General features: G+C 70.1%; 25 protein-coding genes. 9 read left to right on the top strand and 16 right to left on the bottom strand.

What is annotated here, in order from left to right; translation table 11 throughout:
- Positions 1 to 4: 4 nt before the first annotated feature.
- The 5 genes from ML01_RS15355 to ML01_RS15335 form a co-directional block, all read right to left on the bottom strand.
- The gene (locus ML01_RS15355) at positions 5 to 670 is read right to left on the bottom strand and encodes a hypothetical protein (protein ID WP_058556281.1); all 666 of its coding nucleotides are present in this window, start codon (positions 668 to 670) and stop codon (positions 5 to 7) included.
- A gap of 70 nt (positions 671 to 740) precedes the next feature.
- Positions 741 to 1,712, bottom strand: a complete 972-nt coding sequence (locus tag ML01_RS15350; RefSeq protein WP_254045276.1) for an ATP-binding cassette domain-containing protein — start codon at positions 1,710 to 1,712, stop codon at positions 741 to 743.
- A gap of 1 nt (position 1,713) precedes the next feature.
- Entirely contained in the window at positions 1,714 to 1,995 is a 282-nt protein-coding gene (locus ML01_RS15345; RefSeq protein WP_058556280.1) for a FeoB-associated Cys-rich membrane protein, read from the bottom strand.
- A 73-nt stretch (positions 1,996 to 2,068) separates the two neighbouring features.
- Positions 2,069 to 4,618, bottom strand: a complete 2,550-nt coding sequence (gene feoB / locus ML01_RS15340) for a ferrous iron transport protein B (RefSeq protein WP_058556279.1) — start codon at positions 4,616 to 4,618, stop codon at positions 2,069 to 2,071.
- Entirely contained in the window at positions 4,611 to 4,853 is a 243-nt protein-coding gene (locus tag ML01_RS15335) for a FeoA family protein (RefSeq protein ID WP_058556278.1), read from the bottom strand. Before ML01_RS15335 ends, feoB begins: the two co-directional genes overlap by 8 nt.
- 328 nt (positions 4,854 to 5,181) lie before the next feature.
- Here ML01_RS15335 and ML01_RS15330 point away from each other — a divergent pair, with 328 nt between their 5' ends.
- The 5 genes from ML01_RS15330 (at position 5,182) to ML01_RS15310 (ending at position 8,732) form a co-directional block, all read left to right on the top strand.
- The gene (locus ML01_RS15330) at positions 5,182 to 5,493 is read left to right on the top strand and encodes a type 1 fimbrial protein (RefSeq protein ID WP_058556277.1); all 312 of its coding nucleotides are present in this window, start codon (positions 5,182 to 5,184) and stop codon (positions 5,491 to 5,493) included.
- Between the two features lie 130 nt (positions 5,494 to 5,623).
- Entirely contained in the window at positions 5,624 to 6,412 is a 789-nt protein-coding gene (locus tag ML01_RS15325; RefSeq protein WP_058556276.1) for a DUF4198 domain-containing protein, read from the top strand.
- Positions 6,413 to 6,620: 208 nt separating this feature from the next.
- Positions 6,621 to 7,871 carry an LbtU family siderophore porin gene (locus ML01_RS15320; protein WP_058556275.1) on the top strand — a complete coding sequence of 417 codons (1,251 nt, stop codon included), beginning with the start codon at positions 6,621 to 6,623 and terminating at the stop codon, positions 7,869 to 7,871.
- A gap of 240 nt (positions 7,872 to 8,111) precedes the next feature.
- The gene (locus tag ML01_RS15315) at positions 8,112 to 8,432 is read left to right on the top strand and encodes a c-type cytochrome (protein WP_058556274.1); all 321 of its coding nucleotides are present in this window, start codon (positions 8,112 to 8,114) and stop codon (positions 8,430 to 8,432) included.
- A gap of 39 nt (positions 8,433 to 8,471) precedes the next feature.
- Positions 8,472 to 8,732, top strand: a complete 261-nt coding sequence (locus ML01_RS15310) for a hypothetical protein (RefSeq protein ID WP_058556273.1) — start codon at positions 8,472 to 8,474, stop codon at positions 8,730 to 8,732.
- Between the two features lie 56 nt (positions 8,733 to 8,788).
- Here the strand turns inward: ML01_RS15310 and ML01_RS15305 are convergent, their stop codons facing one another.
- The 3 genes from ML01_RS15305 to ML01_RS15295 are packed head-to-tail and all read right to left on the bottom strand — an operon-like array spanning position 8,789 to position 11,583.
- On the bottom strand, positions 8,789 to 10,132 hold the full coding sequence (locus ML01_RS15305) for a di-heme oxidoredictase family protein (RefSeq protein WP_058556272.1): 1,344 nt from the start codon (positions 10,130 to 10,132) through the stop codon (positions 8,789 to 8,791).
- A gap of 20 nt (positions 10,133 to 10,152) precedes the next feature.
- Entirely contained in the window at positions 10,153 to 10,608 is a 456-nt protein-coding gene (azu, locus tag ML01_RS15300) for an azurin (RefSeq protein WP_058556271.1), read from the bottom strand.
- Between the two features lie 15 nt (positions 10,609 to 10,623).
- A complete protein-coding gene (locus ML01_RS15295) occupies positions 10,624 to 11,583 on the bottom strand; it encodes a hypothetical protein (RefSeq protein WP_058556270.1) in 960 nt (319 codons plus the stop codon).
- A gap of 309 nt (positions 11,584 to 11,892) precedes the next feature.
- Between ML01_RS15295 and ML01_RS15290 the strand changes: the two genes are divergently transcribed.
- The gene (locus ML01_RS15290; protein ID WP_058556269.1) at positions 11,893 to 12,168 is read left to right on the top strand and encodes a FeoA domain-containing protein; all 276 of its coding nucleotides are present in this window, start codon (positions 11,893 to 11,895) and stop codon (positions 12,166 to 12,168) included.
- A 259-nt stretch (positions 12,169 to 12,427) separates the two neighbouring features.
- Here ML01_RS15290 and ML01_RS15285 read toward each other — a convergent pair whose 3' ends face one another.
- The 8 genes from ML01_RS15285 to ML01_RS15250 form a co-directional block, all read right to left on the bottom strand.
- A complete protein-coding gene (locus ML01_RS15285) occupies positions 12,428 to 13,399 on the bottom strand; it encodes an energy transducer TonB (RefSeq protein ID WP_058556268.1) in 972 nt (323 codons plus the stop codon).
- Positions 13,399 to 13,815: a biopolymer transporter ExbD gene (locus tag ML01_RS15280; protein WP_058556267.1), complete on the bottom strand. Its 417-nt coding sequence runs from the start codon at positions 13,813 to 13,815 to the stop codon at positions 13,399 to 13,401. The genes ML01_RS15285 and ML01_RS15280 overlap by 1 nt, the downstream gene beginning before the upstream one ends.
- Entirely contained in the window at positions 13,812 to 14,213 is a 402-nt protein-coding gene (locus ML01_RS15275) for a biopolymer transporter ExbD (RefSeq protein ID WP_058556266.1), read from the bottom strand. Before ML01_RS15275 ends, ML01_RS15280 begins: the two co-directional genes overlap by 4 nt.
- On the bottom strand, positions 14,203 to 15,072 hold the full coding sequence (locus tag ML01_RS15270) for a MotA/TolQ/ExbB proton channel family protein (RefSeq protein ID WP_082674325.1): 870 nt from the start codon (positions 15,070 to 15,072) through the stop codon (positions 14,203 to 14,205). The genes ML01_RS15275 and ML01_RS15270 overlap by 11 nt, the downstream gene beginning before the upstream one ends.
- A gap of 19 nt (positions 15,073 to 15,091) precedes the next feature.
- A complete protein-coding gene (locus ML01_RS30255) occupies positions 15,092 to 15,658 on the bottom strand; it encodes a hypothetical protein (RefSeq protein WP_216819198.1) in 567 nt (188 codons plus the stop codon).
- Positions 15,659 to 15,735: 77 nt separating this feature from the next.
- On the bottom strand, positions 15,736 to 17,166 hold the full coding sequence (locus ML01_RS15260; RefSeq protein WP_058556265.1) for an APC family permease: 1,431 nt from the start codon (positions 17,164 to 17,166) through the stop codon (positions 15,736 to 15,738).
- The gene (locus ML01_RS15255) at positions 17,163 to 18,077 is read right to left on the bottom strand and encodes an SAM-dependent methyltransferase (protein ID WP_058556264.1); all 915 of its coding nucleotides are present in this window, start codon (positions 18,075 to 18,077) and stop codon (positions 17,163 to 17,165) included. The genes ML01_RS15260 and ML01_RS15255 overlap by 4 nt, the downstream gene beginning before the upstream one ends.
- A gap of 207 nt (positions 18,078 to 18,284) precedes the next feature.
- Entirely contained in the window at positions 18,285 to 20,249 is a 1,965-nt protein-coding gene (locus ML01_RS15250; protein ID WP_254045275.1) for a TonB-dependent receptor domain-containing protein, read from the bottom strand.
- 165 nt (positions 20,250 to 20,414) lie between these two features.
- On the opposite strand from ML01_RS15250, the gene ML01_RS15245 reads away from it, so the two are divergent.
- The 3 genes from ML01_RS15245 (at position 20,415) to ML01_RS15235 (ending at position 22,971) form a co-directional block, all read left to right on the top strand.
- A complete protein-coding gene (locus ML01_RS15245) occupies positions 20,415 to 21,335 on the top strand; it encodes a LysR family transcriptional regulator (protein ID WP_058556263.1) in 921 nt (306 codons plus the stop codon).
- 300 nt (positions 21,336 to 21,635) lie between these two features.
- On the top strand, positions 21,636 to 22,037 hold the full coding sequence (locus tag ML01_RS15240) for a hypothetical protein (RefSeq protein ID WP_058556262.1): 402 nt from the start codon (positions 21,636 to 21,638) through the stop codon (positions 22,035 to 22,037).
- A complete protein-coding gene (locus tag ML01_RS15235; protein ID WP_058556261.1) occupies positions 22,027 to 22,971 on the top strand; it encodes a hypothetical protein in 945 nt (314 codons plus the stop codon). The genes ML01_RS15240 and ML01_RS15235 overlap by 11 nt, the downstream gene beginning before the upstream one ends.
- Positions 22,972 to 23,163 lie beyond the last annotated feature (192 nt).

The raw sequence follows: 23,163 nt of genomic DNA, 5'->3' as shown, positions 1-23,163 counted from the left end.
CGGGTCAGCTCCGGTGGCGATAACGGTGGGCAGGCAGGATCACGGCGGGCACCAGCAGCAGTGAGGCCGCAATCAGCGCCGGCAGGATGCGGTCGTACTCCTGGTAGCCGCGGTGCCGGTACAGGAGCGCCAGAAAGGCGAGCCCGAGCACCAGATACACGACCCGCCGCGCCGCGGCCGGCTCCAGCAGCACCAGCGTGGTGCCGACATAGGCCACCCAGCCGCCGAGCAGCCAGGGCAGCGCCGTCAGCACGGCGCTTGCCGCCGCCTCGCGCGGAAAAAACAGGCCGATCAGCCCGTACAGCCCCACCACATCCAGCAGCGCCAACAGCGCCCCGACGCCGGCGCCAAAGGCCACCCAGGCCCAGACCAGCAGGTCGCCGCGCACCGGCAAATGCAGCGACAGGCGAAAGCGCCCGCCCAGCATCTCCGGGCCGAACTGCGCCACGGCGATGACCACGCCCGTCAGCGCCGGCAGCAGCATGAGCTGGTCGTAGAGCAACCGGCGCAGCTCGAACACCCAGTACCAGATCATCTCCGAGTGCTCCACCTGAAACTGATGGCGCAGGCGGAGCCACAGATAGCCGAGCAGGCACAGATGCAATAGCAGCAGCCCGAACAAGGACCAGCGGAGCTTGAGCCATTCCTTGAGAAAGATCGCGCGCAGCATGGGTTTCAGCCGTGGTGTCGAAAGCCTGGGTGTGCCGACTCCGTCGGGCGCTGGTTCCTCGGCCCTCCCGTTAATATTTCCCCGTCAACCCAATGAACGCGTCCTCCAGCGTCATCGGCTGCTCGTCGCCGAGCCGCACCCGCGGCCAGCGCTCCGCGAGGTGCTCGGCGAGCTGCTCCGACGATGCGAAGCTGTAGAGCAGTGGCTCGCGTCCGTGCAGGTCGACGCTCTCGATGACGCCGTCCGCCGCAGGCGCCATGCCGTCGTCCGGCGCAAAGGCGAAGCAGCGGAAGCGCTCGCGGAAATGCCCGAGCGGCATCTGCAGCGCCGCACGCCCGCGCCGCAGAAAGATCAAGTCATCCACCAGCGATTCCATGTCCTGCACGACATGCGACGTGACGAACACGGTCTTGCCGCCCTGATCCAGGTAACGCTTCAAATAGTCCAGGAACAGCCGCCGGTAGCCCGCATCCAGACCCATGGAGTAGTCGTCCAGGATCATCAGGTCCGGGTCCTGGGCGAAGATCAGCCCCAACACCACCTGCGAGCGCTGACCGCAGGACATGTTCGCGATCTTGTGGTCACGGGGCAGCTCCAGGCGGTCCACCAGCTCGTCGAAGAGGTCGCGGCGCCAGCGCGGATAGAAGGGCCCGTAGAAGCGCTCGACCTGCGCGATACTCATGAAGGGGTAGGCGAGATGCCCCTCGAACAGGAGCCCGATGCGCGCACGGGTGGCCGGGGACAGGGCGTGGGACGGCTCGCCGAGCACGCGGCAGCGCCCGCCTACGGGCTTCAGATAGCCCATCAAGAGCCGGATCAGCGTCGTCTTGCCGACGCCGTTCTTGCCGAGCAGCGCGACGACTCGCCCCTCCGGCACCGAGAAACTTAGGTCCTGATAGATCCAGCGGCTGCCGTAGCGGTGCGCGAGGTGGCGGACCTCGATGGCGGGCGCGGCGGCGACGCCCCTGTCGGGGGGCGCCGCACCTGCGAGGTCGCTCGACGCGGACTCGCTTGCGCGCGACGCCCGGTCTGCGGTCAGCACATCAGCGCCCCGGGCTGCCGCGGTCGAGCTTGACCTCGACGCTGCCCGGTGGCGGCGCTGCGCCGGCCGTGCGGCGCACGGCGCATTCGCTGCCCTTCCCGCAGCCGCCGCAACCGCCGCGCTTCGCCCAGAGCTTGCGATAGAGATACCAGAGCGCCACCGCGAGCACCGCGGCGACCACGGCCCAGTCCGCCCAGTTCGTGCCCGTATCGGCGCTGATGTCCGGCGCCGCCGGTGGCGGTTGCGTCTCGGTCTGCATGTGGTCGGTATCGGCTTGGTTCATGTTGGAATCTCAGGTGTCGATGGCCGGAGTCACACGACTGTCGTCGCCTTGCTTGCGCAACGCGTACCGCGCATCAAGCGTCCGCCCCCGCCTGCGACAGCCGCGCCCGCAGCCGCCGGCCAGCTTGGCGCTCGCTCAGCAGTCCCACCAGCAGCAGCAGCGCGAAGGCGCCCCAGTAGACCGCCGACATCGCCGTGATGCCGCTCGCACCCGCTGCCGTGCCGATGCTGTAGACGGCGCTCGCGACGCCGAGTCCAAGAAAGGTCGGGAAGACGATGGAAAACAGCATCCACTTGTAGGAGCCGGTCTGCACCTTGACCATGATCGTGGTCGCGAGGCATGGCGGATACAGCGCAAAGAACAGCAGCATGGATACGGCGAGCAGCCCCGTGGCGCCGCCGGCGCGGGTCTCGGCGCCCATGCGCTCCTCCAGCGTCGCGTTTTGGTCGTCGTCCTGCTGGAACAGCACGCCCAGGGTCGCAACACTGCTCTCGCGCGCCGCGAACGACGACAAGAGCGCGACGTTGATCTTCCAGTCGAAGCCCGCGAACTGCGTCACCGGCTCCAGCCCACGGCCGATGCTGCCCAGGATAGACGTGGTGATGCGCTCCTCACGCATCTCCCGGCGCAGCGTCTGGCGGGCGGCGGCGAGCTTGCGCAGCGCTCCCCACGCGCGCTTCGCGTCGCGGTCCCCGGCCGGCGGCTTCACCAGCGGATAGAAGTCGGGATTGCGAGTCTCAAACTTCTCCGCGACACGCTGTGACGCCGCGGCCCCCGCGGCGTTCAGCTTGGCGCGCTTGTAGTCGGTGAAGTAATTCACGAGCGGGACCAGATTGTCGCCCAGGGCCACGTCGCGATAGCTGTTTTCCGCGAGCGCGGCCTCGAACTGCGCCACGGCCGCCTGCCCCCGCTCCTCGTAACCGGCCTTGCTCTCCGCCGACAGCCCCGGCAGGTGTAGCAGCGCGAACACCACCACGGCCACGGCGAGCACCACGGTGCCCACCTTCTGGATGTACTGCCAGGTGCGCTCGAAGGACCGGCGCAGCACGCCGCTGACCGTCGGCAGATGGTATTGCGGCAGCTCCATGACGAAGGGCGAGGTCTCCTGGCCGCGCAGCACCGTCTTGGTCAGCAGCTTCGCGACGAGCAGCGCGAAGATGATGGTCATCGTGGAGATGTAGAACATCATCAGCGACTTGTGCTCGACGAAGAAGATGCCGAGCAAGAGCGTGTAGAGCGGCACCTTGGCCAGGCAGTTCATGAAGGGCACGGTCAGAATCGTCGCGAAGCGCGCGCGCGTGTCCGGGATGCCCTTGGTGGCCATGACGCCCGGCACCGCGCAGCCGCCGGCGAAAACGCCGCCGAGGATCAAGGGCAGCGTGCTCTGCCCGTGCAGGCCGAAGCGATGCAGGATCTTGTCGAGGATGAAGGCGATGCGGGCCATATAGCCCGAGTCCTCGATGATCGCGATGGCCGCGAACAGGATCAGAAAGATCGGCACATAGTTGAGCAGCGTGTTCGCGGAGTCCACCAGCCACAGCCCGAGTGAGCGCGAGTAGGGGTCCACCAAAAAATTCGCGCTCGGCAGCACACCGGCGATCAGCTCCCGCAGCTTCGCTAGAAAGGGCCATGTGTACGTGGTCAGCTCGTAGCCCCAGACGATGGACACCTGATAGATCGCGAACACCGTGGCCACCAGGAACAGCGGCGCCGCCCAGCGGTTTAGCACCACGCGGTCGATGCGGTCGGTGACACTCGGTCGGCCGTCGTCGGCCCCGATCACGGCACCGTCGAGCAGCGTCTCGACGACGCGGTCACGGCAGGCGACCACATGGTCGGACACCTCGATGCCCTCGGCGCTCTCGAAGGCCTCGATGAACCGGCGGGCGTCCTCGCGGATGGGGCCCGCGAGCTCGCTGCCGAGGCGCTTCTCCAACACTTGCGCCGCCGCCGCGTCGCCCTGCAGCAGTTGCAGCGCGAGCCAGCGCCGCGGCACACCGTCCAGCCCCGCCTGCGGCGCCGTGCGCGCGATGAGCTGCACGATGGCCGGCTCCAGCGCGCCGTAGCGCACCGGCGGCGGCGGGGCCGTCGGCGCGGCCGCCTGCCGCGTCGCCTCGGCGCGGATGGCGGCCCGCAGCGGCTCGCGCCCCTCGCCCTTGCGCCCGACGGTGGCCACCACCGGCAGACCCAGCCGCTCGGCGAGCGCCGTCTTATCGATGCGCACGCCGTTGCTCTCGGCCACGTCCATCATGTTGAGCGCGAGCACCGTCGGCAGCTCCAGCTCAAGCAACTGCAGCGTCAGGTGCAGCGAGCGCCTAAGGTTGGAGGCGTCAACGACGTTTACGGTCACGTCCGGGCGCTCGTCGAGCAGAAACTCCCGCGCCACCCGCTCTTCCAGTGAGAAGGACGTAAGGCTATAGGTGCCGGGCAGGTCCACGGTGTGCACCGTACCGGCGTCATCGGCGTACTGGCCGTACTTCTTGTCCACGGTCACACCGGGGTAGTTGGCCACGTGCTGACGCGCCCCGGTGAGCACGTTGAACAGTGTGGACTTACCCGCGTTCTGCTGGCCCGCCAGGGCCACCAGCACGCCCTGGTGTCCGGACGATGCGTGCTCAGACATGATCGGTTTCCTCCGCGGAGACCTCGATGGTGCGCGCCTCCCGGCGGCGCAGCGATACGTTGGATGCGTCGAGCTTGACCTCGATGGGGTCATTGAGCGGCGCACTGCGCACGACCGTCACCAGCACGTTCGGCATCAGGCCCAAGTCCAGCAGCCGCTGGCGCACGGCGCCCGTGGACAGGTGCCGGCGGATGCGCACGCGCCCGCCCGGCTGAACATCGTTGAGCGTCTTCATCGGCGCTGGCCTGCGCCGTCTAGGGCGCTGACGACCCGCCCCGAACAGAGGTCCGAGCCGGAATCGAGCAGGCCGGAGGCTGACCGGCGCAGTAGGAGATTGGACATGGCGCGGAGGCTCTGGGCGTTGTGTGCGGGAGCGGGCATGGGGTTGGATGCTGCGAAGGGGCGAATCGCGCAAACACCTTACCCCACAAGGGACTTTGTGTAAATACGAACACTTGCTATTTACATTCCCTGAATTGGCATTTAACCTTTGGGGGCATACCCGTGCCGCGCCCCCAGCGGCGCCGGCATGCTCCTGATTCCCTTAACAAAGGAGATCCGCCTTGAGATACCCCCTCTACGCCGCCCTCGCCGCCCTGCTCTGCCCCATCGCCGTTTACGCCCACACGCCGCTCTGCTCCTGCTACGACATGGGCGACGGCACGGTGCTCTGCGAAGGCGGCTTCTCCGACGGCTCCTCCGCCTCGGGCGTCGGCATTCGCATCCTCGACGGCAAGGGGAACCCGATCATCGAGGGCGAGATGAGCGAGAACAGCGAATTCGAGTTCGACAAGCCGAGCGGCGACTACAAGGTCGTCTTCGACGCCGGTCCCGGTCACGCGGTAGAGATCGACGGCAAGGACATCGTCGAATAACGCCGCGGCACACCAAGCGAACCCCCGCAGCGCCCGGCCAGCCGCCGCCAACCGGGCGGGCACCGTGAGATCCCACGCTACGCGGCACCCGCCGCGCTTACAACAACCCCGACAACAACGGAGAACGCCCATGAAGCAATCCATCCTCATCGCCGCGGCGGCGGCAACGACCCTGGCCGGCGGCGCGCAGGCCCATTTCCAACTGCTATACACGCCCGAGGTCATGCTGGAGAAGCCAGGCGACATCCCGCTGGTGTTGGCGTTCGGCCACCCGATGGAGAACAGCCACACCATGAACATGGGTGAGCCCGAGGAGTTCTTCGTCGTCTTCAAGGGCGAGAAGACGGACCTCAAGGACAAGCTCGAGGCCGTGAAATGGTCCGGCCCCGGGGATGACAAGGCGGACGCCTACACCGCGACCTATGGCATCAAGCGCAACGGTGACTACATCTTCGCCGTCGTGCCGGCACCGTACATGGAGGGCGCCGAGGACATCTACATCCAGCAAATCACGAAGAGTATCGTCAACAAGGGCGCCATGCCCACGGGCTGGAACGAGCCCATTGGCCTGCCGACCGAGATCGTCCCGCTGACGAAGCCTTATCAGGCCTTCGCCGGCGGCACCTTCACCGGCCAGTTGCTCAGCGAGGGCAAGCCTGCAGCCGGCGTGGAGTGTGAGATCGAGTACATCAATTCCGACATTGACCTCGCCGGCCAAAGCTTCAGCAAGGAGACCAAGGGCCCCGTGCCGCCCAGCGCCATCGTCGCCATCACTGATGACAACGGCATGTTCACGTTCGGCATCCCGCGGCCGGGCCACTGGGGCTTCGCCTGCCTGGGCTCAGGCCCGACCAAGGAGCACGAGGGCAAGGAGCTGTCCCAGGACGCCGTGCTCTGGATCCACGCGAGCGAGCTCTAGGGCCAACCCTGCAGACCCGCGCTTGCGAGCGCCCGGCATGCAACCGCCAAGCGCCGACGACCCGGCACGAACCGGGTCGGCCCGGCCGGCGGGCGTGCGCGCCGCGTCGCGTCGCGTCGCGCCGCGCCGCGTGGATCATATCTTTTTGACGATTTATCATACTGCTCTTCATCCGTTCGGATGAAGCCGCCAACCGGAGACCGACCCCATGCACAACAGACCCATCGCCGCCGCCGTCGCGCTCGCCTGCGTCGCGGCTGTGACAACGGGCGCTGAGGCACAGACGCTCGACCAGCGCGTCGAAGCCCTGGAACGCGACAACGCCCGCATGCGCGAGCAGCTTGGCGCGCAGGAAGAGCGCATTCAGGGCGCGCCGGAGCGCGTCAAAGAGCTGGAGGCAGCGCTTGCCGACAAGGAGCAGAGCGGCGGCAACTGGTTCGAGAACATTGAAATCGCCGGCGTCGTCGAGCTGGAAGCGGGCTACATCGAGCCCTTCGACGCGCCGTCCGAGTCCGACCTCGCGCTCGCCACCTTTGAGCTCGGCATCATGTCGCAGATCGGCAGTTGGGTCGAAGTGGGCGCCTCGCTGCTCTACGAGGAGGACGACACCGAGCTTGATGTCGACACCGCCTACATCACCCTCTACAACCCGGACGTGGCGCCCGTGTACTTCACCGGCGGCCAGATCTACGTGCCCTTCGGCGTCTACGAGACCAACTTGGTCTCAGACCCCTTGACGCTCGAGCTCGGCGAGACGCGCGAGACGGCCGCCCTCGTGGGCTTCGAGTACCAGGTGGATGGCCTTGGGGGCTTCGGCGGCAGCGTCTACGGTTTCAACGGCGACACCAAGCTCAACGGCGACAACCGTATCAGTAGCTGGGGCGCCAACCTCGGCTATGCCTGGGAGCAGGACGACGTCGGCGTCGCCTTAGCCGCGGGCTGGATCAACAACCTCGGCGACGCCGACGGACTGCAGGACGCGCTGTCCGACAACCGCAGCGCGGCCTTCGACGAGCTCGTGGAAGGTGAAGATCCGCGCGCCGACACCTTCAGCACGGACGCGATCGACCGCACCGGCGGCTGGACCGTGAGCCTCGGTGTCGTCGCCGGCCGCTTCAATCTGATCGGCGAGTACCTGTCTGCCACCGACCACTTCGACGCCGACAGCCTGGCCTGGAAGGACAAGGGCGCCAAGCCCTCCGCGTGGAACGTCGAGCTCGGCTACAGCTTCCCTGCCTTCGGCAAGGACACCGTCGCCGCGGTCGCCTACCAAGGCACCGAAGAGGCGGTGGCGCTGGGGCTGCCGAAGGAGAGCTGGCTCGTCGGCTGGTCCATCGGCATCCTTGAGAACACCGCGCTGTCCTTCGAGTACCGCAACGACAGCGACTACAGCGAGAACCAAGGCGGCACCGGCGACAGCGGCAACAGCTTCGTCGCGCAGTTGGCCGTGGAGTTCTGAGGTCCGCCTGCTGCCGCACGGAAGCGGCAGCCCGCCGGGCGAAATCGCCGAGCCCATCCCACCGCACTCCCCTCGCCGTCCTCCGACATCAGCCCCCCAAGCGACTGCCCCAGCTCCTCGGCGGCGGCGCCTGATCCGACACACCAGTCGTAACGCGGCATCGTCGCTCCGGCGTTTCGCTCGTTAATGCGACGCGTTATTATTCGTATTCCTACTAACGCCAACACGCCAGGAGCGACAATGCGCCACCCACGGTTTTCGACTGCGCTCTTTCCCATCGCCTTGCTCGCGAGCCTCGCCTCGCCCCCCACGCTCGCCGACCTCGAACTGGCCACCAAGAGCGGCTGCACGGTCTGCCACCAGGTAGAGACCGCGGTCATCGGCCCCGCCTACAAAGAGGTTGCGGCTCGCTACAAGGGCGACGCCGCCGCGGTCGAGACCCTGGTGGCCAAGGTTCGCAGCGGCGGCGCCGGCAATTGGGGCCAAGTCCCGATGACGCCGCACCCGCACATCAGCGAGGAAGATATCCGCAAGCTGGTGCAATGGGTGCTAAGCCTGTAGCACCCAGCGCACCGCGCGCCACCGCACGACAAGCGCCGCATGACCAGCGACGAGTCCTTCGAGCAGTTGCTTTGCGGGCTGCTGTTCCTGCTGAGCCGCCAGGTGCGCACCCCCTCGCCGACGCTGCCGCCGCTCATCGCCTCGCACCTGCGCTGGCTCTCGACCCATCCCGGCGTCGCCGAGCTGCCTGCGCTGCGCGACGCGAGCCGGCGGCTGGCCCGGCACTGGCAGATCGCTCAGGATCAGGTCGAGCCGGCACCAGCCTCAGCGGAACCGGCGCCGCGGCGCAAGCTGCACTGATCGCCGGGGACAGAACGCCCTGCCCCCTGTCTCATCCACACGGCGCCGGCCCGCCGCTACAAGGATCGCAAGAAGACCAACAGCGCCGCCCGCTCATCGCGGTGCAGCCGCAGCACGCGCTCGCGCACCGGCGCCGCCTCGCCGCCGTGCCACAGGATGGCCTCCAGCAGGGTCCGCGCCCGCCCGTCGTGCAGGAAGCCGCGTTCCGGGAAGCGCTCGGCCATGCGGCCGATGCCCCACAGCGGCGCGGTGCGCCACTCCCGGGCCAGGGCGTCGTCCGGCCCCATCGCCGGGTCGGCAAGGCCCTCGCCCATGTCGTGCAGCAGCAGATCGCTGTAGGGCCAAATGACCTGATCCGCCAGCGCCGGCGCATCCGCCGGCCCGGTCAGCATGACCGGCAAGTGGCAGGCGCCACAGCCCAGCTCATCGAACAGCACCCGGCCCGGGATGGTCTGCGGCGTCTCGCGCCCGTGCCGGTCCGGCACGCCCAGGTAACGCTGCGCCTCCACGAGCTGCTCGAGCGCGGCGTCGCCGAGCTCGGGCTCGACCGCGGCCTGCTGCCCGGGGCAGTCCGCGCCCGTGAAGACCGGCGTCGTGATGCCCATGTCGTTGCACAGCGCCGCGGCAGTCTGCTGGCGCAGCGACGGCTGCTCGGCCTTCCAGCCGAAGCGCCCCACCGCCTGGCGCCCGCGCGTGCGATCCTGCACCAGGCTGACACGCCCGCTGATGCCGTTGCCGTCGGCATCCTCGGGGTCCGCGAAGTTGTGCAGAAAGGCGTCCGGCACGGCTTCCAGCAAGCCCCAGCCGAACAGCGCGGGCGGCATGCGCAGCGTGACCGGCCCAAGCGGCGCCTCGGCAGCGTCGGCGACGGCGATGCGCGGCGCGCGCAGCAACACCGGCGTACCGTCGCTGAAACGCAGCTCATGCGTCTGCCAGTGCACCAGCACGCGGCCCTGCGGCGCGCCGACGACGGCGTGCCGATTGATCTGGCCGCCGCTGCGGGCGATGTCGGCCGGATGCAGCAGCCGCGCCACCGGCGGCGGCGTGTGCCCAAGGGCCTGCGCGCGGGGCAGCCCTTCCACATGGCAGGCGAAGCAGCCCGCCTCGTCGAAGTGTGGACCGAAGGCGTCGGGCACCGGCGGCTCCGCAAGCCAGTCGGCGGCGAGCAGGTGCTCGCCCCTGAGGCGCGTCGGCACCCGCTCCGCGATGCCGGGCGGCGCGCGCAGCAGGGCCAACGCGTCGCGCCCGGCGGCATAGGTGAGCAGCGCGCCGCCCGCCCCGGTACCGGGCGGGTCGGCCGCCGCGGGCTCGCTGTCGGGCGCCGCTGCCGACAGCCAAAGCAGTGCCAGTACGCCCAGGTAGACGCCGACGGCGCGCAGGCACAGCGGCGAGCACCCCATGGCAGCGCTGCCTCCCACGCTCAGTTGACGACGAACTTGCCCCGCATCACGGACCAGTGGCCCGGGAAGGAGCAGAAGAAGGTGTAATCGCCGCCGGCCTCCAGCGCGGCGGGGGAGAAGCTGATGCTGTCGGACTCGCCGGCGCCGACAATCTTGGTGTGCGCAATGACCCGCGCATCGCCAGGGGTAATGTAGTCGTTGTCCAGGCCGGCGTTCATGCCCTCAATCGCCACCGGCTGATAGTCCGCGGTCTTGGTCAGCGTCCAGTTGTGGCCCATGGTCTGCTTGGGCAGTTGGCCCGAGTGCTTGATGGTGACGTTGATCGCCGCACAGCTCTTCTCGGCCACCATTTCCTGGACCTGGAAGACCATTGCATCGTTGACTTCGACGACGAAATCGCAGGCCGCCGTGGCGGCGCCGGCGGCGCCCCAGAGCAGGCCGGCGAGCAGAGAGTAGGAGACGGGATGGACGTGCATGGAGGATGCTCCGCTTCAGGTTTGAACAGGAAAGGACAGGCCCACGGCACCGCCGTCGACGCCGTGGGAGGTCGGGCCGCGCAATGGGCCCGTTCGGGCAGAGGCCGACGCGCGCTCCACCAGCGCGACGCCCGCCTCGAGCCCAAGCCCGGTCAGCACGTTCAGCACGCCCGCGGGCAGGGCCGCGCCGACGATGCCGAGCAGTTGCAGGAGACGCACCGGTAGGCGCCGCCCATCGGGATACAAGAGCAGCACCACAACCACGCGCCCCTCGTAGAGCAGCGGCAGCAGTTGCCGGCAGACGGCGCGCTCCGGCGCTGCGGCCGGCCAAACCCGACGCGCGACGGCGGGCTCGACCAGGGCCGCGGCGCCGGCGCGCAGCCCGCGCACAACATCGCGCACGGCCAGCGCCATGTCCGCGGCCCAGCCGGGGTCCGGCGGCTCTGTATCCATGGCGCGGTCACAGGCGCGCGCCATGACCAGCGTCGGCGCCTGCTCGGCGATGCATGCCGGCAACTGCCCAAGCACGGCGCGCCGCACGGCACTGCCGCAGCGCAGCCAGTCGGCGGCCGCACCACGGGCAGCGGCGCAGGCCAGGGCGACGTCGCGGGCACAGGCACGCGCAACGCTGCCGCCGCCGGCGCCGCTGCCCGGCGCGGTGGTCAGCCACCGGCGCGCGGCGGGGCGGCGCCAGGCGCCGTCGATGTAGTTCTCGAATAGGCAGAGCGCGCGACGATCGGCAACGCCGGGCGCCGCGACCGTGGCGGAGCTGTGGTCGGCGAGCGTTGCCGGGTGACTGCCGAGCACGGCAGCGATCTGGTCCGATTCGCCGTTGCGCGCGGCATCGGGCGGCAGCGCCCGGTCCCGGCTCGGCGCATCCGCCGACGGCGCACGCACCGCGGGCGGCACCGACACCACGCAAGCCGCGGGGCCAAGCCGGGGCTCGGCGCGGTAGGCACTGGGTGGAAACATCATCAGCAGGTCTCCGCAACGGGCCCGGACTGGACGGCTCCGGGGTCGGGCGTAATCGGGGACATCCTGCTGGCCTGCCGAGCCCCGTGACCGGGTTGCTCGCGAGCTGGCGCAAACCGTAGCGCACCTGCGCCACGGAAAGACGCTATATACTATTGCGAATCATTCTCACAAGCAAACCCTCACGCACCGGCTGAGCAGCCCGGCACGCGGCAGCGAGCGACTGAGCCTCATCCCGGCTTGCCCGTATTGCGAATCTTTGTTATTTGCGTTACGGTTTTTGGAAGCTTACAACAACAGCCGAGATAGGCCATGCCGACGCCGCGCAATCACCTGTTGACATCCTCGCCCGTGGGGGACCCCGTCCGCATCGACGTCGTCACCAGCAACCACGCCCGGCACCGGCTGCACCTGCTCGGCATCGGCGACGAGGAGCCCTTACTGGTGGAATACCGCGGCGACTACGGCGACATCATCGTGCGCGTCGGCACTCGGCGCATGCACCTGCCGGAGCACTTGGCGCGGCGCGTCCGTGTGCGGCGGGCGGAGAGCGGGCTCGCAAACGACACGGACAGCCGCGCCGCTTGAGCCGGCGCCCAAACCGACACGGTGCCAGGGTACAACAGGGCCGCGGATGCCCTCCTCCGCCCTCGGCCCGCCCCCTCGGTTGCCGCCACGGCTTGACAGGGCTCTTTAAGGAAACGCCAAAGTACTTAGCGTTTCTCGCCGGGTCGGATGCGCGGCTATTGTCAGCGCCGTTAAGGCACTGAGATTGCAGGCGCCGGGAGAGCGCGTCCTCCGGCTCCGTCCGATTCTTGGGCAGGCGGCCCAATGAATCGGTGTCTCCTTAGCGCAGGCTGAACCTGATGGGTACGGTGATGCTAAGGCGCGACTGGCCCAGATTGCCCGGGATCGGCGGGAAGGGCGATGCCCGCCGCACCATGGCGCTGACCTCCCGGTCCAGCGCGGCGTGCCCGGAACTGCCGACGATGCGATGCGACACCACGCGCCCGCTGCGGTCGATGGTGAAGCTGACGCGCACCGTACCCTGCTGGCGCAGCCGTCGCGCGTCGCCGGGATAGCGCTTCTGCCGGTTCAGTCGCGCCGCGAGCTGGCCGTAGTAGTTGGACTTGCTGACCGTGCCGCCACCGGCGCCGCGGCCCTTGCCGGCGGCGCTGCCGCCTTTGCCCTTGCCCGTCCCAGCCTTGCCTGTCCCTGCACCCGCGCCGGCCGCTGCGCGCCCGGAGCCGGAGCCTTGAGCGCTGCCGCTGCCACTGCTGCCGGTGCCGGCCTTGGCACGACCGACCGCCGACCCGGCGCCCTGCGGCGGCTTGGGCTGGGCCTGCGCCCGGGGCGCCGGCGCAGGCTTCGGAGCAGCCTTGGGCGCGGCTGGCGGCGCGGTGCGGGGCTGCGGCTTGGGCTGCGGCTTGGGCTTTGGCTTCGCGACTGGCTTGGGCTTGGCGACGGGCTTGGGCTTGGCAACGGGCTTGGGCTTCTGCGTTACGGCAGGCTTGGCCTTGGGCTTCGGTGGCGTCGCCTGCGGCACTGCACGCGCCTCGTAGCGCTCGGTCGCCGGCACAGCGGCCAGCGCGCCGCTTGCGGCCAGCGGTGCGAGCGGCGCATCCGTGGGTGCAAGCGCAGCCGCCGCCCCGCCGCCGGCGGCACCCTCGGCGCTGCCGGCCGCGGCGAGCTGAATAGTCACGGGCTTCTGCACCGGCGCCGGCTTCGGCGCGATGCCCACACCGACGGCCACCAGCGCCATGTGGGCCAGCGCCGCCGCGGACAGCGCCGCAACCCAGTGCCGGGCGCGAATCTCCATCAGTGCCGGGCCGCCGCGATGGTCAGCAGCCGCACCTCCATGATGCCGGCCGCGGCGAGCAGCGCCAGGGTCTCGCGCAGCACGGCGGCGGGCACGGCGGCATCCGCCTTGAGCGTCAGCGGTGCCGGCGCGGTGCCGACGGCCGCCTGCCGGTCGCGCAGCGCGGCCGGCAGTGCCTCGTGCGCGAGCACGCGATCACCCAGGGCCAAGCGCCCGTCCGCCGCCAGCACCAGGTCCGGCTCGGTGTCTGCGGCGGCCTGTTCCTGTTGCGACTCGGGCGGCTCGACCCGCAGCGCGTCGGCGGGGCGGATCTGCCCGACGATCATGAAGAAGATCAGCATCAAGAAAATGACATTGATCAGCGGGATCAAATGGTCATCCGGGCGGGAGCGCCGGCGGCGGTCCGGGAGCTTCATTGCAGCCGCACCGTTGCGACGCCGGCGGCCACAACGGCGTCCATGATCCCCACCAGGGCCTGCAGCCGCACGTCCGCGCCCGGCGCCACCACCACGGCGAGCTCCGGACGGCGGTCGCGCCAGTCCGCCAGGGCCGCCGGCAGTTGCGCCGGCGACAGCGGCTCGCCGTTGATGTCCACGGCGCCGTCGGCGTGCACGCGCACCAGCAGCGCCGGCGGCTCGGCGTCGGCGCTGCGCTCGGCGTCGAGCTCGGCCGACGCCGTGTCGAGCTGCAGGGCGCGCCATTGATGGAAGTGCGACGCCAGCAGGAAGAACAGGAGCAGGATGAACACCACGTCGATCAGCGGCGTAAGCCCGACAGCGCGGCCGGCGCGCGGCGCCTGCCTGTCAAGTCGCATAGCCGACCTCGAGCGCGGCGGCCGCCGGCGCCGCGGTCACTGGCGCGGGCACCGCAACGGCGCGTGTGAATACCCTTGTGGCCGCATCTTCCATGCGGTGGCCGCAATGATCCACGCGCCGCTCCAGCCAGGCGTGTGCCAGCACCACCGGGATGGCCACCGTCAGGCCCACCGCAGTGGTCAGGAGCGCCTGCCAGATGCCGCCGGACAGGATCGCCGGGTCCACCTGGCTGCCCGCGGCCTGCAGGCGCTGGAACGCCTCAATCATGCCGAGCACGGTGCCGAGCAGACCGAGCAGCGGGCTCAGGGTGCCGATGAGCTCCAGCATGCGCAGGTGGCTGCGCAGCCGCTCCAGCTCGGCGGCGGCGATGCGGGCGAGCTCCTCGCGCAACAGGGCAAGGTCCACCGCCGGGCGCGCGAGCGCCGTGAGCGCGACCTCCAGCAGGCGCGCCACCGGCTGCCTGCTGCCGGCGACCTGTGCGATGGCGCCCGCGGTGTCGCCGGCCTGCCAGCGCGCGAGGGCGGCCTGCGCCGGGCCGAGGCGGTCGAGCTGCACGCGCTGAAACTGCCAGAGCTTCAGCAGCACGACGGCGAGCGCGATGACGGACAGCACCCCGAGCACCGCTACCACCGGGCCGCCGGCCGCGAGCAACTCTTGCAGCCGCGCCCCGACGGCGCCGAGCGCCGCCGTGCCCGGCAGGCCGTCGGCGGCGGCGGACCAGAGCCCGGCGAACGGGTCGCCGTTGGCGGCCGTACCGAGCGCGGCGTCGGCTGCGGCCGTGGCGTTCGCGCCCGTCGAGGCGGTGGCGGCGTCGGCGGCCTCGGGCATCGCCGCTGCACTGTCGGTGAGGTCGGTCATGAGGCTGAGCACCCGTCGCTTACTTGAAGAAGTCCACCGGCACCCGCGACGACGCCCGGATGCGCGCCATGCAGTCCGGCAGCGCGCCGTCGGCACCCGCGCAGGCGGTCACCTGATTGAGCAGAATCCGCCCGATGGCGGTGCAATCCACGCCCGGGATCTCGAACAGCTTGACGCTGGTCTTGCCCGCCGGCAGCGGCGCGGCATCGAGGGTGAACTGCTGCTTGATGAAGCCCTCGCCGTCGAACAGCACCAGCTCCAGCGTGAAGGCGGCGAGCGCCGCGTCGCCCCGATTGCGAAACACCAGGTACGGGCGGCAGGCGTCCTTGCCCGGCTCCAGGCGGTTCAGCTCGATCTCGATGGGGTCGGCGGCTGCCTTATCGCCGGCAGCGGGTTGCGGGGTCTCGATCGCGGGCTTCGCTGCGCTCGTCGATGCGTCGCCCGGCACCGCCGTCGCCGCCGCCGGTTCCCCCGCCGGCGCCGCGGTCACGGCGGCCAGCAGCACCAAGCCCACGGCCAGGTGACGAGCACCGACGGTTGCAGACAGGCAGCCCGGCGAAGGGCAATGTTTCGTTCGGCCGTGCATGGGCGTTGGTTCGGTCGCGAGGTGGATCATGGCGATCTGCCAGGGCGCCGCACCCTCACGCGGCGCCGGACAGAAGTTTAGCGCAAAACGTAATGCGATGCTTTCGCATTCACGATAGATTGCAGCAAACGATACAGGATCGCGCCCAGCAGCAACGTGCCGAGCCCGTACAGCCCCACCACCGGCCGGCTAGCGAGGGTGTAGAGCAGAATCCACAGGCTGCCGCCGATGAACAGGAGCGGCGTCAGCGGGTAGCCGAAGGTGCGATAAGGCCGCGCCCAGCCGGGCTGCCGGCGGCGCAGCCGCAGCAGGCCCGCCACCGTCAGCAGCGACGACAAGGTCAGCGTGAAGCCGATGTAGATCAGCAGCGCGTCGTAGGCGGCGCCCAGGATCATGCCGATGGCGATGAGCGCCTGCAGCACGATGGCCTGCACCGGCGTGCGGCGCTCGGCGTGCACGCTGCCGAAGCGGCGGAAGAAGACGCCGTCGCGCGCCATCGCGAAGTAGACCCGCGGGCCGGCCATGATCATCGCGCTCATCACCGACAGCAGGCCGAGCGCGATGGCGAGCCCCACCAGGGTGCCGACGCCGGGGCCGAACAGCGCCGTCGCGGCGCCGGTGCCGATCTCCAGCATCCCGTCCATCGCCGCCGGCGGCAGGGCATAGACGTAGACCAGGTTCAGCAGCAGATACAAGAGCATGACCACGAGCGTACCGAGGATGAGCGCGAGCGGCAGGTTGCGCCCGGGCCGGCGGATCTCGGCGCCCACATAGGCGGCGGCGTTCCAGCCGCTGTAGGCGAAGGAGACGAAGATCAGCGCCACCGCGAAGCCGCCGCCGGAGGCCCCCGCGTCCGGCAGGGCCAGGTCCAGGTGCCCGAGGTCGCCGCGGCCGAGCGCGAGCCCGGCGGCGATGAACACGACGATGAAACCGAGCTTGAAGGCGGTGAGCCCGTTCTGCACGCCCTGCCCCAGACGCAGGCTGTGGATGTGCACCAAAGACAAGAGCACCACCGCGGCGCAGGCCAGCACCGTCACCGCCGACAGCGTGAGCCAGGGCCGCGCCGCCGGCCCGAGCACCAGCCAGGGCTCACCGGCGCCGCCGAGCAAGTAGGTCGCAAAGGCGATGGCCGCCGCGGCGATGGGGGCCGAGAAGCCGACGATGAGCGAGACCCAGCCGGACAGGAAGGCCGGCAGCGGGCCGAAGGCCTCGCGCAGGTAGGCGTACTCGCCCCCGGCGTGCGGTAGCATGGCGCCGAGCTCGCCGTAGCAGAGCGCGCCGGCGAGCGCGAACAGGCCGCCGAGCAGCCAGCACAGCAGCAGCGCCTGCGGGCTGCCCAGCTCCGCGAGGATGAAGCCCGAGGTGGTGAAGATGCCGCTGCCGATCATGTTGGCGATGACCAGCACGGTGGCCGAGCCCGGCCCGATCTCGCGGCGCAGCTCGCGGGGCTCGGCGGCGCCGGGTCCGGCGGCGCTGGTTCCGGCGACACTGGTTCCGGCGACGCTCATTCCGGCGACGCTCCTTGCAGAAACTCGCCGACGTAGATCAGGTGCGCGAACGGCAGCGGCGCGTCGCCGACCGCCGCGAGGATGCTGTCGAGGGTCGCCGTCAGCACCCGCTCCCGGGCGCTGAACCCGGCGTAGAAAACGATAGCGATGGGCGTGTCGCCCGGGCGGCTCGCCTTGAGCTGCGCCACCAGCTCCGGCAGCTTCGTGCGCATGGTGAAGAGCACCAGGGTCGAGGGGCTCGCAGCCAAGGTCCGGAAGGTCTCCGCGCGCCCGTCTTCGGCCTCGCCGCGCGGCGGCCGGGTCAGGATCACCGCCTGGCTGCCGACGCCCCCGGTGGGGCTGCGCCGCAGGGCCGCGTTCGCGGCGTTGAAGCTCGAGATGCCGGGGACGACCACCGGGCTCAGGTCCGCGAACTCGCTCAGATACCCGGTGTGCGGGCCGAAGATCATCGGGTCGCCATAATCCAGCACCGCCACCGTCTTGCCCGCGGCCACGGCGTCGCGGATGACCCGGCGCGCTTGCGCCTCCAGCGCGGGGCGGTCTTCGCCGTCGCGCTGTCGGGCGGCGTCGGCGTCCGGGCTGCCCGGCGGTGCCGTCGGGCGCGGCGGCAGCTCGCGGAACAGCCCGTGGCCGGCCTCGTAGACGGCCTTGCCCCCGAGCAGCGCGGCGTGCTGCTCCAGCACCATCTGCATGCCGAAGACGATGTCCGCCCCGGCAATGGTCTTCTGCGCACGCAAGGTCATGTTGTCCGAGTCGCCGATGCCGACGCTGACGAGGTAGAGCTGGCCCGCCGGCGCGCTCGCCGCGGCCGGCGGCTCGGGGTCGTCGGCGGCGAGGGGGCCGCTGCCGAGCGCGAGACAGGTCAGCAGCGACAGCGCGGCGTGCCGCGCCGCGTTGGGGGTGGCGATCATGGGGTGGTGCTCTCTTTAGTGAAGCTCAAAAACAAGCGGTATCGGTATCGGTATCGGTATCGACGGGGAGCGATATCGCACGACACAAGGGTTCCGCACATCGACGCCGCTTGAGGCAAATGCGGTTAGGGGTAGGATTTCGATTCCGATCCAGATTTCGATTTCGATCCCGATGGCCGGCGCGCACGCCGGCCGTTTTCGTTGCGGTCAGAACCGGTAGGTCAGCGCCAGGCGGATATCGCGGCCGGGCTCGTGGATGATCCCGGTCCGGCTGCTGGCGATGGAGGTCTGGTCGCTGTAGCGGCGGTCAAACAGGTTGTGCACGGCGAGCGCCAGGGTCAGGTTGCGCAGCGCCGGCGGCTGCCATTGCGCCTGGATGTCGAACAGGGTGTAGCCGGGGCGCTCGTCGTCGCCCTCCGGCACGTCGTCGAGCCCCGCCACCGCGGTGAGGGTCCAGCCGAGCATGAGATCCTCGCGCGGGCTCCAACTGCTGTCCCAGACGAACTGATCGCCGCTGCTCGCCGCTTTGCGCCGGATGATGCCGACCGGGTTGCCGTCGCTGTCGGTGGTGTCGACGCTCGTGTAGCCCAGCCGGGTGACGAAGCTGCGCCAGCTCCAGCCGGTGCGGACCTCGAAGCCCTGCGACTTGATCGTGTCGGGGTTGCTGATGATCTTGGCCACCGGGCCGCCGCCGCCGCCGACCCGCTCGATGGTGTTGCGGATGCGGGTGTCGAACAGGGTCAGCTCGGCATCGAGCGCCGCGTCCGGCCGCAGCACGCCCTCCGCCAGCCAGCGCAGGCCGGTCTCGCGCTGGATGGACTTCTCCGCGTCGAAGGGCTTGCCGTCGTTGAAGTTGGTGGAGGCATCCACGTTGGACAGCCAGCCCACCGGGATCAGGCCGCTGCCGCGCACCGCCTCGCCATAGGCCGCGAAGGCGCTCAGCCCCTGGAACAGGCGCAGCTCGGCACCGGCGTTCGGCGAGATGTGGTCGCCCGTCACCGTCTCCGGGCCGTAGTCCGCGGAGTAGTCGTCGAAGCGCGCCCCCAGCGATAGGCTGAGCCGGTGCAGCCGCACCCGCTCCTGCAGGAACAGCCCCAGGTTGCGCGAGCCGTTCTCGATTCGGCTGCCGTCGGCCGGGCGGCTGATGGCGCTCTCGTCGTAGTAGTCCGCGCCGACGGTGAGCTGGTGCTCGGTGGGGCCGATGCTGAACAGCGCGACGTTGCGCAGGCTGCCGCCGACCTCCTCGCTCGCGACCTCGCTGTTGCGGTCCTCGTTATCCAGCGTGTTGTCGTTGGCGTAGAGCTCGAAGCGGGTATCGATCAGCGGATTGTCCGGCCGATAGCGGTGCTGCAACGTCGCGGTATCGCGGGACATGATCTGGTAGTCCGCCACTGCGCCCGCCGGCGGGTAACCCATGTCGCTGCCGTGGCTGCCGAAGAGATACAGCCCCGAGTTGGTGTTGCGCTCCAAGCCCAGCCGCAGGCTGTGGTCGGCCAGATCCAGCAGCGTCGCCTTGAAGACGTAGTCCCGGTCCTGCCCGGCCGTGTTCGGCACCCGGCCGCCGCCGCCGATGCGGTAGTCCTCGCGATTGGCGGCGGACACGTGGGCCAGCAGCCCCAGGTGCTCCTCCAGCAGGCCGTAGAAGGTCAGGCTCCCCAGCTCCGCTTGGTCCGCGCTGGCATAGCCCGCCTTCACCGCGGTGCCGACCGCGCGCCCGGGCGCGAGCAGGTCCTGCGCATCGACGGTCTCGAAGCGGATGGCGCCGCCGAGCGCGCCCGGCCCCAGGTCCGCCGACGGGCCGGTGATGATGTCCACCTGCTTCAGCAGATCCGGGTCGATGCCGCCGATGCCGCCGCGGTGCTGGTGCAGCGACCGCCCCTGTCGCGCACCATTGATGGTGATGTTGAGATTGCTGCCCTCGATGCCGCGCAGGTAAATGCGCTGGGCGTTGCGCGCGCCGCCGCCGATGCGCACCGACGGGTCCGCCCGCAGCACGTCCGCCATGTCCGCGGCCAGCGTGCGCTGCACGGTGGCGATGGGGATCTCGCGCCCCGTAATCTGGTCCACCGCCTCCACCTGAATCGTCGGCAGCGACACCTCGGCGCCGGTGTCCGGCTGCGCCGCGGCGGCCGCCGGCAGCGCCGTGATCAGGAATGCAGCGACAGGTTTCACGTACTGCTCGGGTGTCATCGTCGCGCGCCTCGGTCTAGGTTAGAATGATTCTCATTAAGTGCTGTCGATGTTAGTGCCACAGCGGCACGTCGAGAAGTGCGATTCGCGGAACAGATCGTTGCAGGAATGTCGTTGCAAGAATGTCGTTGCAAGAAGGTAACAAGCATGGCGGACCTCGAGGCCCTGCGGGCGCTGCTGGCCCTGCGTGAGGAGGGCAACCTCACCGCGGCGGCGCGCACGCTGGCATGGCCGAAATCGACCCTCAGCCGCCGACTCGCCGCGCTGGAGGCGGAGCTCGGGCAGCCGCTCACGCGCCAGGACACCGGGCGGCTGGCGGTGAACGACGCCGGCACCTGCTACGCCGGCTATGCGGAGCGCATCCTCGCGCTGGCCGAGGAAGCCCGGCGCTCGGTCGCGGCCCTGTCGCAGGAGATGCTGGGCAGCGTGCGGGTGCGGATCGATCCGGCCTTCGCGCAGGGCTGGGCGACGCGGACGCTGAACGAGTTTCTCGCCGAGCATCCGCGGGTGCACATGGCCGTCTCGGTGCTGCCGCCCGCCGGTCTGCCGCCGGCCGGGGCGACGGACCTGTGGCTCGCCTGCGACACCCGCACGCTGCCCGAGCTGCGGCGCACGCCGCTCGGGCGCTGGCACCGGCGCGTCTACACGGCCGCGGCGCCTCACGGCCCCTGCTGCCGGCTCGACCATCCGCACGCGATCTCGGCCTGCACCTGGATCGGCCTCGCCGCCGACACCGGGCCGGTCGTCCTGGAGCACGCCGAGCGCGGCGAACGGCACAGCCTGGAGCCGCCGGCACGCCTGCGGCTCGACTCCGTGGCCATGCTGGCCGACGCCATTGCCCGCGGCTACGGCATCGGCATCCTGCCGTCATGGCTCGCGGAATGCCCCCGCCACGGCCACCGCGGACGCTTCGCACGGGTGCTGGAAGACTGGCAGGCGCCGCCGATCGAGCTGTCCTACCACGTGCCGCGGGGCGCACGCCCGCGGCGCATCGATGTCCTGGTGGACTATCTGCGCGCGCGGCTGCCGCCACGCTGGGCGCTGCCCCCGGCGACCACCGGAACCTGACCGGGTCGGCGCAGCCCGGGCGCACGCCGGAGCCGCGGCGGGACGCCCCGTAGGCGCGTGCGACGCCCGATGAGCGTTGCGATCACGCCGCTGCGCGCGTCCGGGCGCCGGTGCCAGCGCCGCCTACCGCCGCGAGGCCCGCGCCGGCAGCACCAGTTCCGTAGACAGATGCGGGATTCCCCGGTAGGCTCGTCGGCGGTGCGGGCCTTGGCAAGCCGACAGCAATGACGCGCGCGGCCGGTGCGACGCCCGAGCGAGCTTGACCGAGCCACACGAGAGAAAGGCGCACCTGGACTGGATATGCAATTACCGACGCTGTTTGATCTCTGCACCCCCCGCGACGACGTGCTGCAAGGCACCATCGCGGAGTCGGACTTCGCCGCCGACCTGGCCCAGGTGCTCCGCGGCGACGCGCCCGCGGAGTACAAGGACCCGCGCCTGTTCTTCGCCAACACCCACCCCACACGTGGGCTGCGGGACCTGCTGCGCAACGTCTGCCTGCGGCTTGCGGGCAGTCCGGATCAGGTCGCCTGCATCTTCCGGCTGGACACCCAGTACGGCGGCGGCAAGACCCACTGCCTGATCGCGCTGACCCACACGGTCCAGGGCATGGATGGCGTCGAGAACGTCGCCGAATTCATCGACCCCAGCCTGCTACCCGCCGGCAACGTCCGCATCGCGGCCTTCGACGGTGCCGGATGACGCCGGCGACGGCAAACCCACGCTCGTGGTGCTCGGCTACGACGCCGTGGAGGTCTCCGCCGACAACGTCGTGGCGCCCGACCTGGCCGGGCGGATCTACGCGCACAAGGGCGCCAGCGAGGAGCTGCGGCTCAACCGCAACAACCTCGCCTTCCTGCTCGCGGACAAGGCCCGCAAGCCGGAGATGAAGCAGAAGATGGCCTGGCGCCTGGCGCTGAACGCGCTGCGCCGCCCCGAGAAGCTCAACGACTTCGCCGAGCATCAGCGCGAGCGCATCCTGGAATGGTGGCACCGCTCGGAGCAGGAGCTGGCGCTCGCCATCCAGCAGTGCTACCGGCATGTCCTCTACCCGTCCCGCAACCGCATCGACGGCGCCAACCTGGATCTCGCGCACACAGCCATCGACGTGCAGAGCGCATCGGACAAGCCGGGCCAGGGGCAGAAGCAGGTCATCGAGGTGCTGCGCGCCAACAACAAGCTGCGCCTGCCCGAGGACGACCCGGACTCCCCCGCCTACATCCGCGACCGCACGCCGCTGAAGAAGGGCAAGATCACCACCGCGACCCTGCGGGCGGAGTTTCGCCGCGATCCCGGCCTGCCCATGCTCGTCGGCGATGATGTGTTCGTGAAGGGCATCCGCCGCGGCATCGAGGCCGGCGCCTACGTCTACCAGCGCGGCGACCTGCTCTGCGGGGCGGGCGACCCCTGGGCCAGCATCCACATCGACGAGCAGTCCTTCGTCTACACGTCGGAATACGCGCACGAGCACGACATCTGGCCGAAGGTGCAGGATGACGGCACCTCCAACGAGGACCAACCTGGCGACGCTGACACTGGCGCGGACGACGGCACCGCCAACGGCGATACCGGCACCGAAGGCGGCACCGGAACCACGCCGGGCAGCACCAGCGGCGGAACCGGCAGCACCGGGTAGGCGACGGGCAACACGCTGACCCAGGAAGGCGTCCTCAACGAGGCCCTGACCCAGCTCTGGGAGCGCGCCCGCGCCCGCGGCTTCACCCACGTGCGCAACCTCACCATCAAGGTCTTCGACCCCACCGACGGCTTCCGGCTGCTCGGCGTCGTCTCCGGCATCCAGCAGGCCGAGAAAGGCGTGTCCATGCCA

Origin of the sequence: Thiohalocapsa sp. ML1 (assembly GCF_001469165.1) — a bacterium.
Taxonomy (GTDB): domain Bacteria; phylum Pseudomonadota; class Gammaproteobacteria; order Chromatiales; family Chromatiaceae; genus Thiohalocapsa.
Note: the sequence above shows the minus strand (reverse complement) of the source record. Positions and strands in the feature narration are given on the sequence as shown.

Bases quoted from the DNA above. Each gene is read 5' to 3' on its own strand.
- azu (WP_058556271.1), bottom strand. From the start codon at position 10,608: ATGCACGTCCATCCCGTCTCCTACTCTCTGCTCGCCGGCCTGCTCTGG.
- ML01_RS15270 (WP_082674325.1), bottom strand. From the start codon at position 15,072: ATGACCGACCTCACCGACAGTGCAGCGGCGATGCCCGAGGCCGCCGAC.
- ML01_RS15310 (WP_058556273.1), top strand. From the start codon at position 8,472: ATGACCAGCGACGAGTCCTTCGAGCAGTTGCTTTGCGGGCTGCTGTTC.
- ML01_RS15295 (WP_058556270.1), bottom strand. From the start codon at position 11,583: ATGATGTTTCCACCCAGTGCCTACCGCGCCGAGCCCCGGCTTGGCCCC.
- ML01_RS15280 (WP_058556267.1), bottom strand. From the start codon at position 13,815: ATGAAGCTCCCGGACCGCCGCCGGCGCTCCCGCCCGGATGACCATTTG.
- ML01_RS15285 (WP_058556268.1), bottom strand. From the start codon at position 13,399: ATGGAGATTCGCGCCCGGCACTGGGTTGCGGCGCTGTCCGCGGCGGCG.
- ML01_RS15245 (WP_058556263.1), top strand. From the start codon at position 20,415: ATGGCGGACCTCGAGGCCCTGCGGGCGCTGCTGGCCCTGCGTGAGGAG.
- ML01_RS15345 (WP_058556280.1), bottom strand. From the start codon at position 1,995: ATGAACCAAGCCGATACCGACCACATGCAGACCGAGACGCAACCGCCA.
- ML01_RS15290 (WP_058556269.1), top strand. From the start codon at position 11,893: ATGCCGACGCCGCGCAATCACCTGTTGACATCCTCGCCCGTGGGGGAC.
- ML01_RS30255 (WP_216819198.1), bottom strand. From the start codon at position 15,658: ATGCACGGCCGAACGAAACATTGCCCTTCGCCGGGCTGCCTGTCTGCA.
- ML01_RS15275 (WP_058556266.1), bottom strand. From the start codon at position 14,213: ATGCGACTTGACAGGCAGGCGCCGCGCGCCGGCCGCGCTGTCGGGCTT.
- feoB (WP_058556279.1), bottom strand. From the start codon at position 4,618: ATGTCTGAGCACGCATCGTCCGGACACCAGGGCGTGCTGGTGGCCCTG.
- ML01_RS15240 (WP_058556262.1), top strand. From the start codon at position 21,636: ATGCAATTACCGACGCTGTTTGATCTCTGCACCCCCCGCGACGACGTG.
- ML01_RS15320 (WP_058556275.1), top strand. From the start codon at position 6,621: ATGCACAACAGACCCATCGCCGCCGCCGTCGCGCTCGCCTGCGTCGCG.
- ML01_RS15255 (WP_058556264.1), bottom strand. From the start codon at position 18,077: ATGATCGCCACCCCCAACGCGGCGCGGCACGCCGCGCTGTCGCTGCTG.
- ML01_RS15305 (WP_058556272.1), bottom strand. From the start codon at position 10,132: ATGGGGTGCTCGCCGCTGTGCCTGCGCGCCGTCGGCGTCTACCTGGGC.
- ML01_RS15355 (WP_058556281.1), bottom strand. From the start codon at position 670: ATGCTGCGCGCGATCTTTCTCAAGGAATGGCTCAAGCTCCGCTGGTCC.
- ML01_RS15325 (WP_058556276.1), top strand. From the start codon at position 5,624: ATGAAGCAATCCATCCTCATCGCCGCGGCGGCGGCAACGACCCTGGCC.
- ML01_RS15260 (WP_058556265.1), bottom strand. From the start codon at position 17,166: ATGAGCGTCGCCGGAACCAGTGTCGCCGGAACCAGCGCCGCCGGACCC.
- ML01_RS15315 (WP_058556274.1), top strand. From the start codon at position 8,112: ATGCGCCACCCACGGTTTTCGACTGCGCTCTTTCCCATCGCCTTGCTC.
- ML01_RS15335 (WP_058556278.1), bottom strand. From the start codon at position 4,853: ATGAAGACGCTCAACGATGTTCAGCCGGGCGGGCGCGTGCGCATCCGC.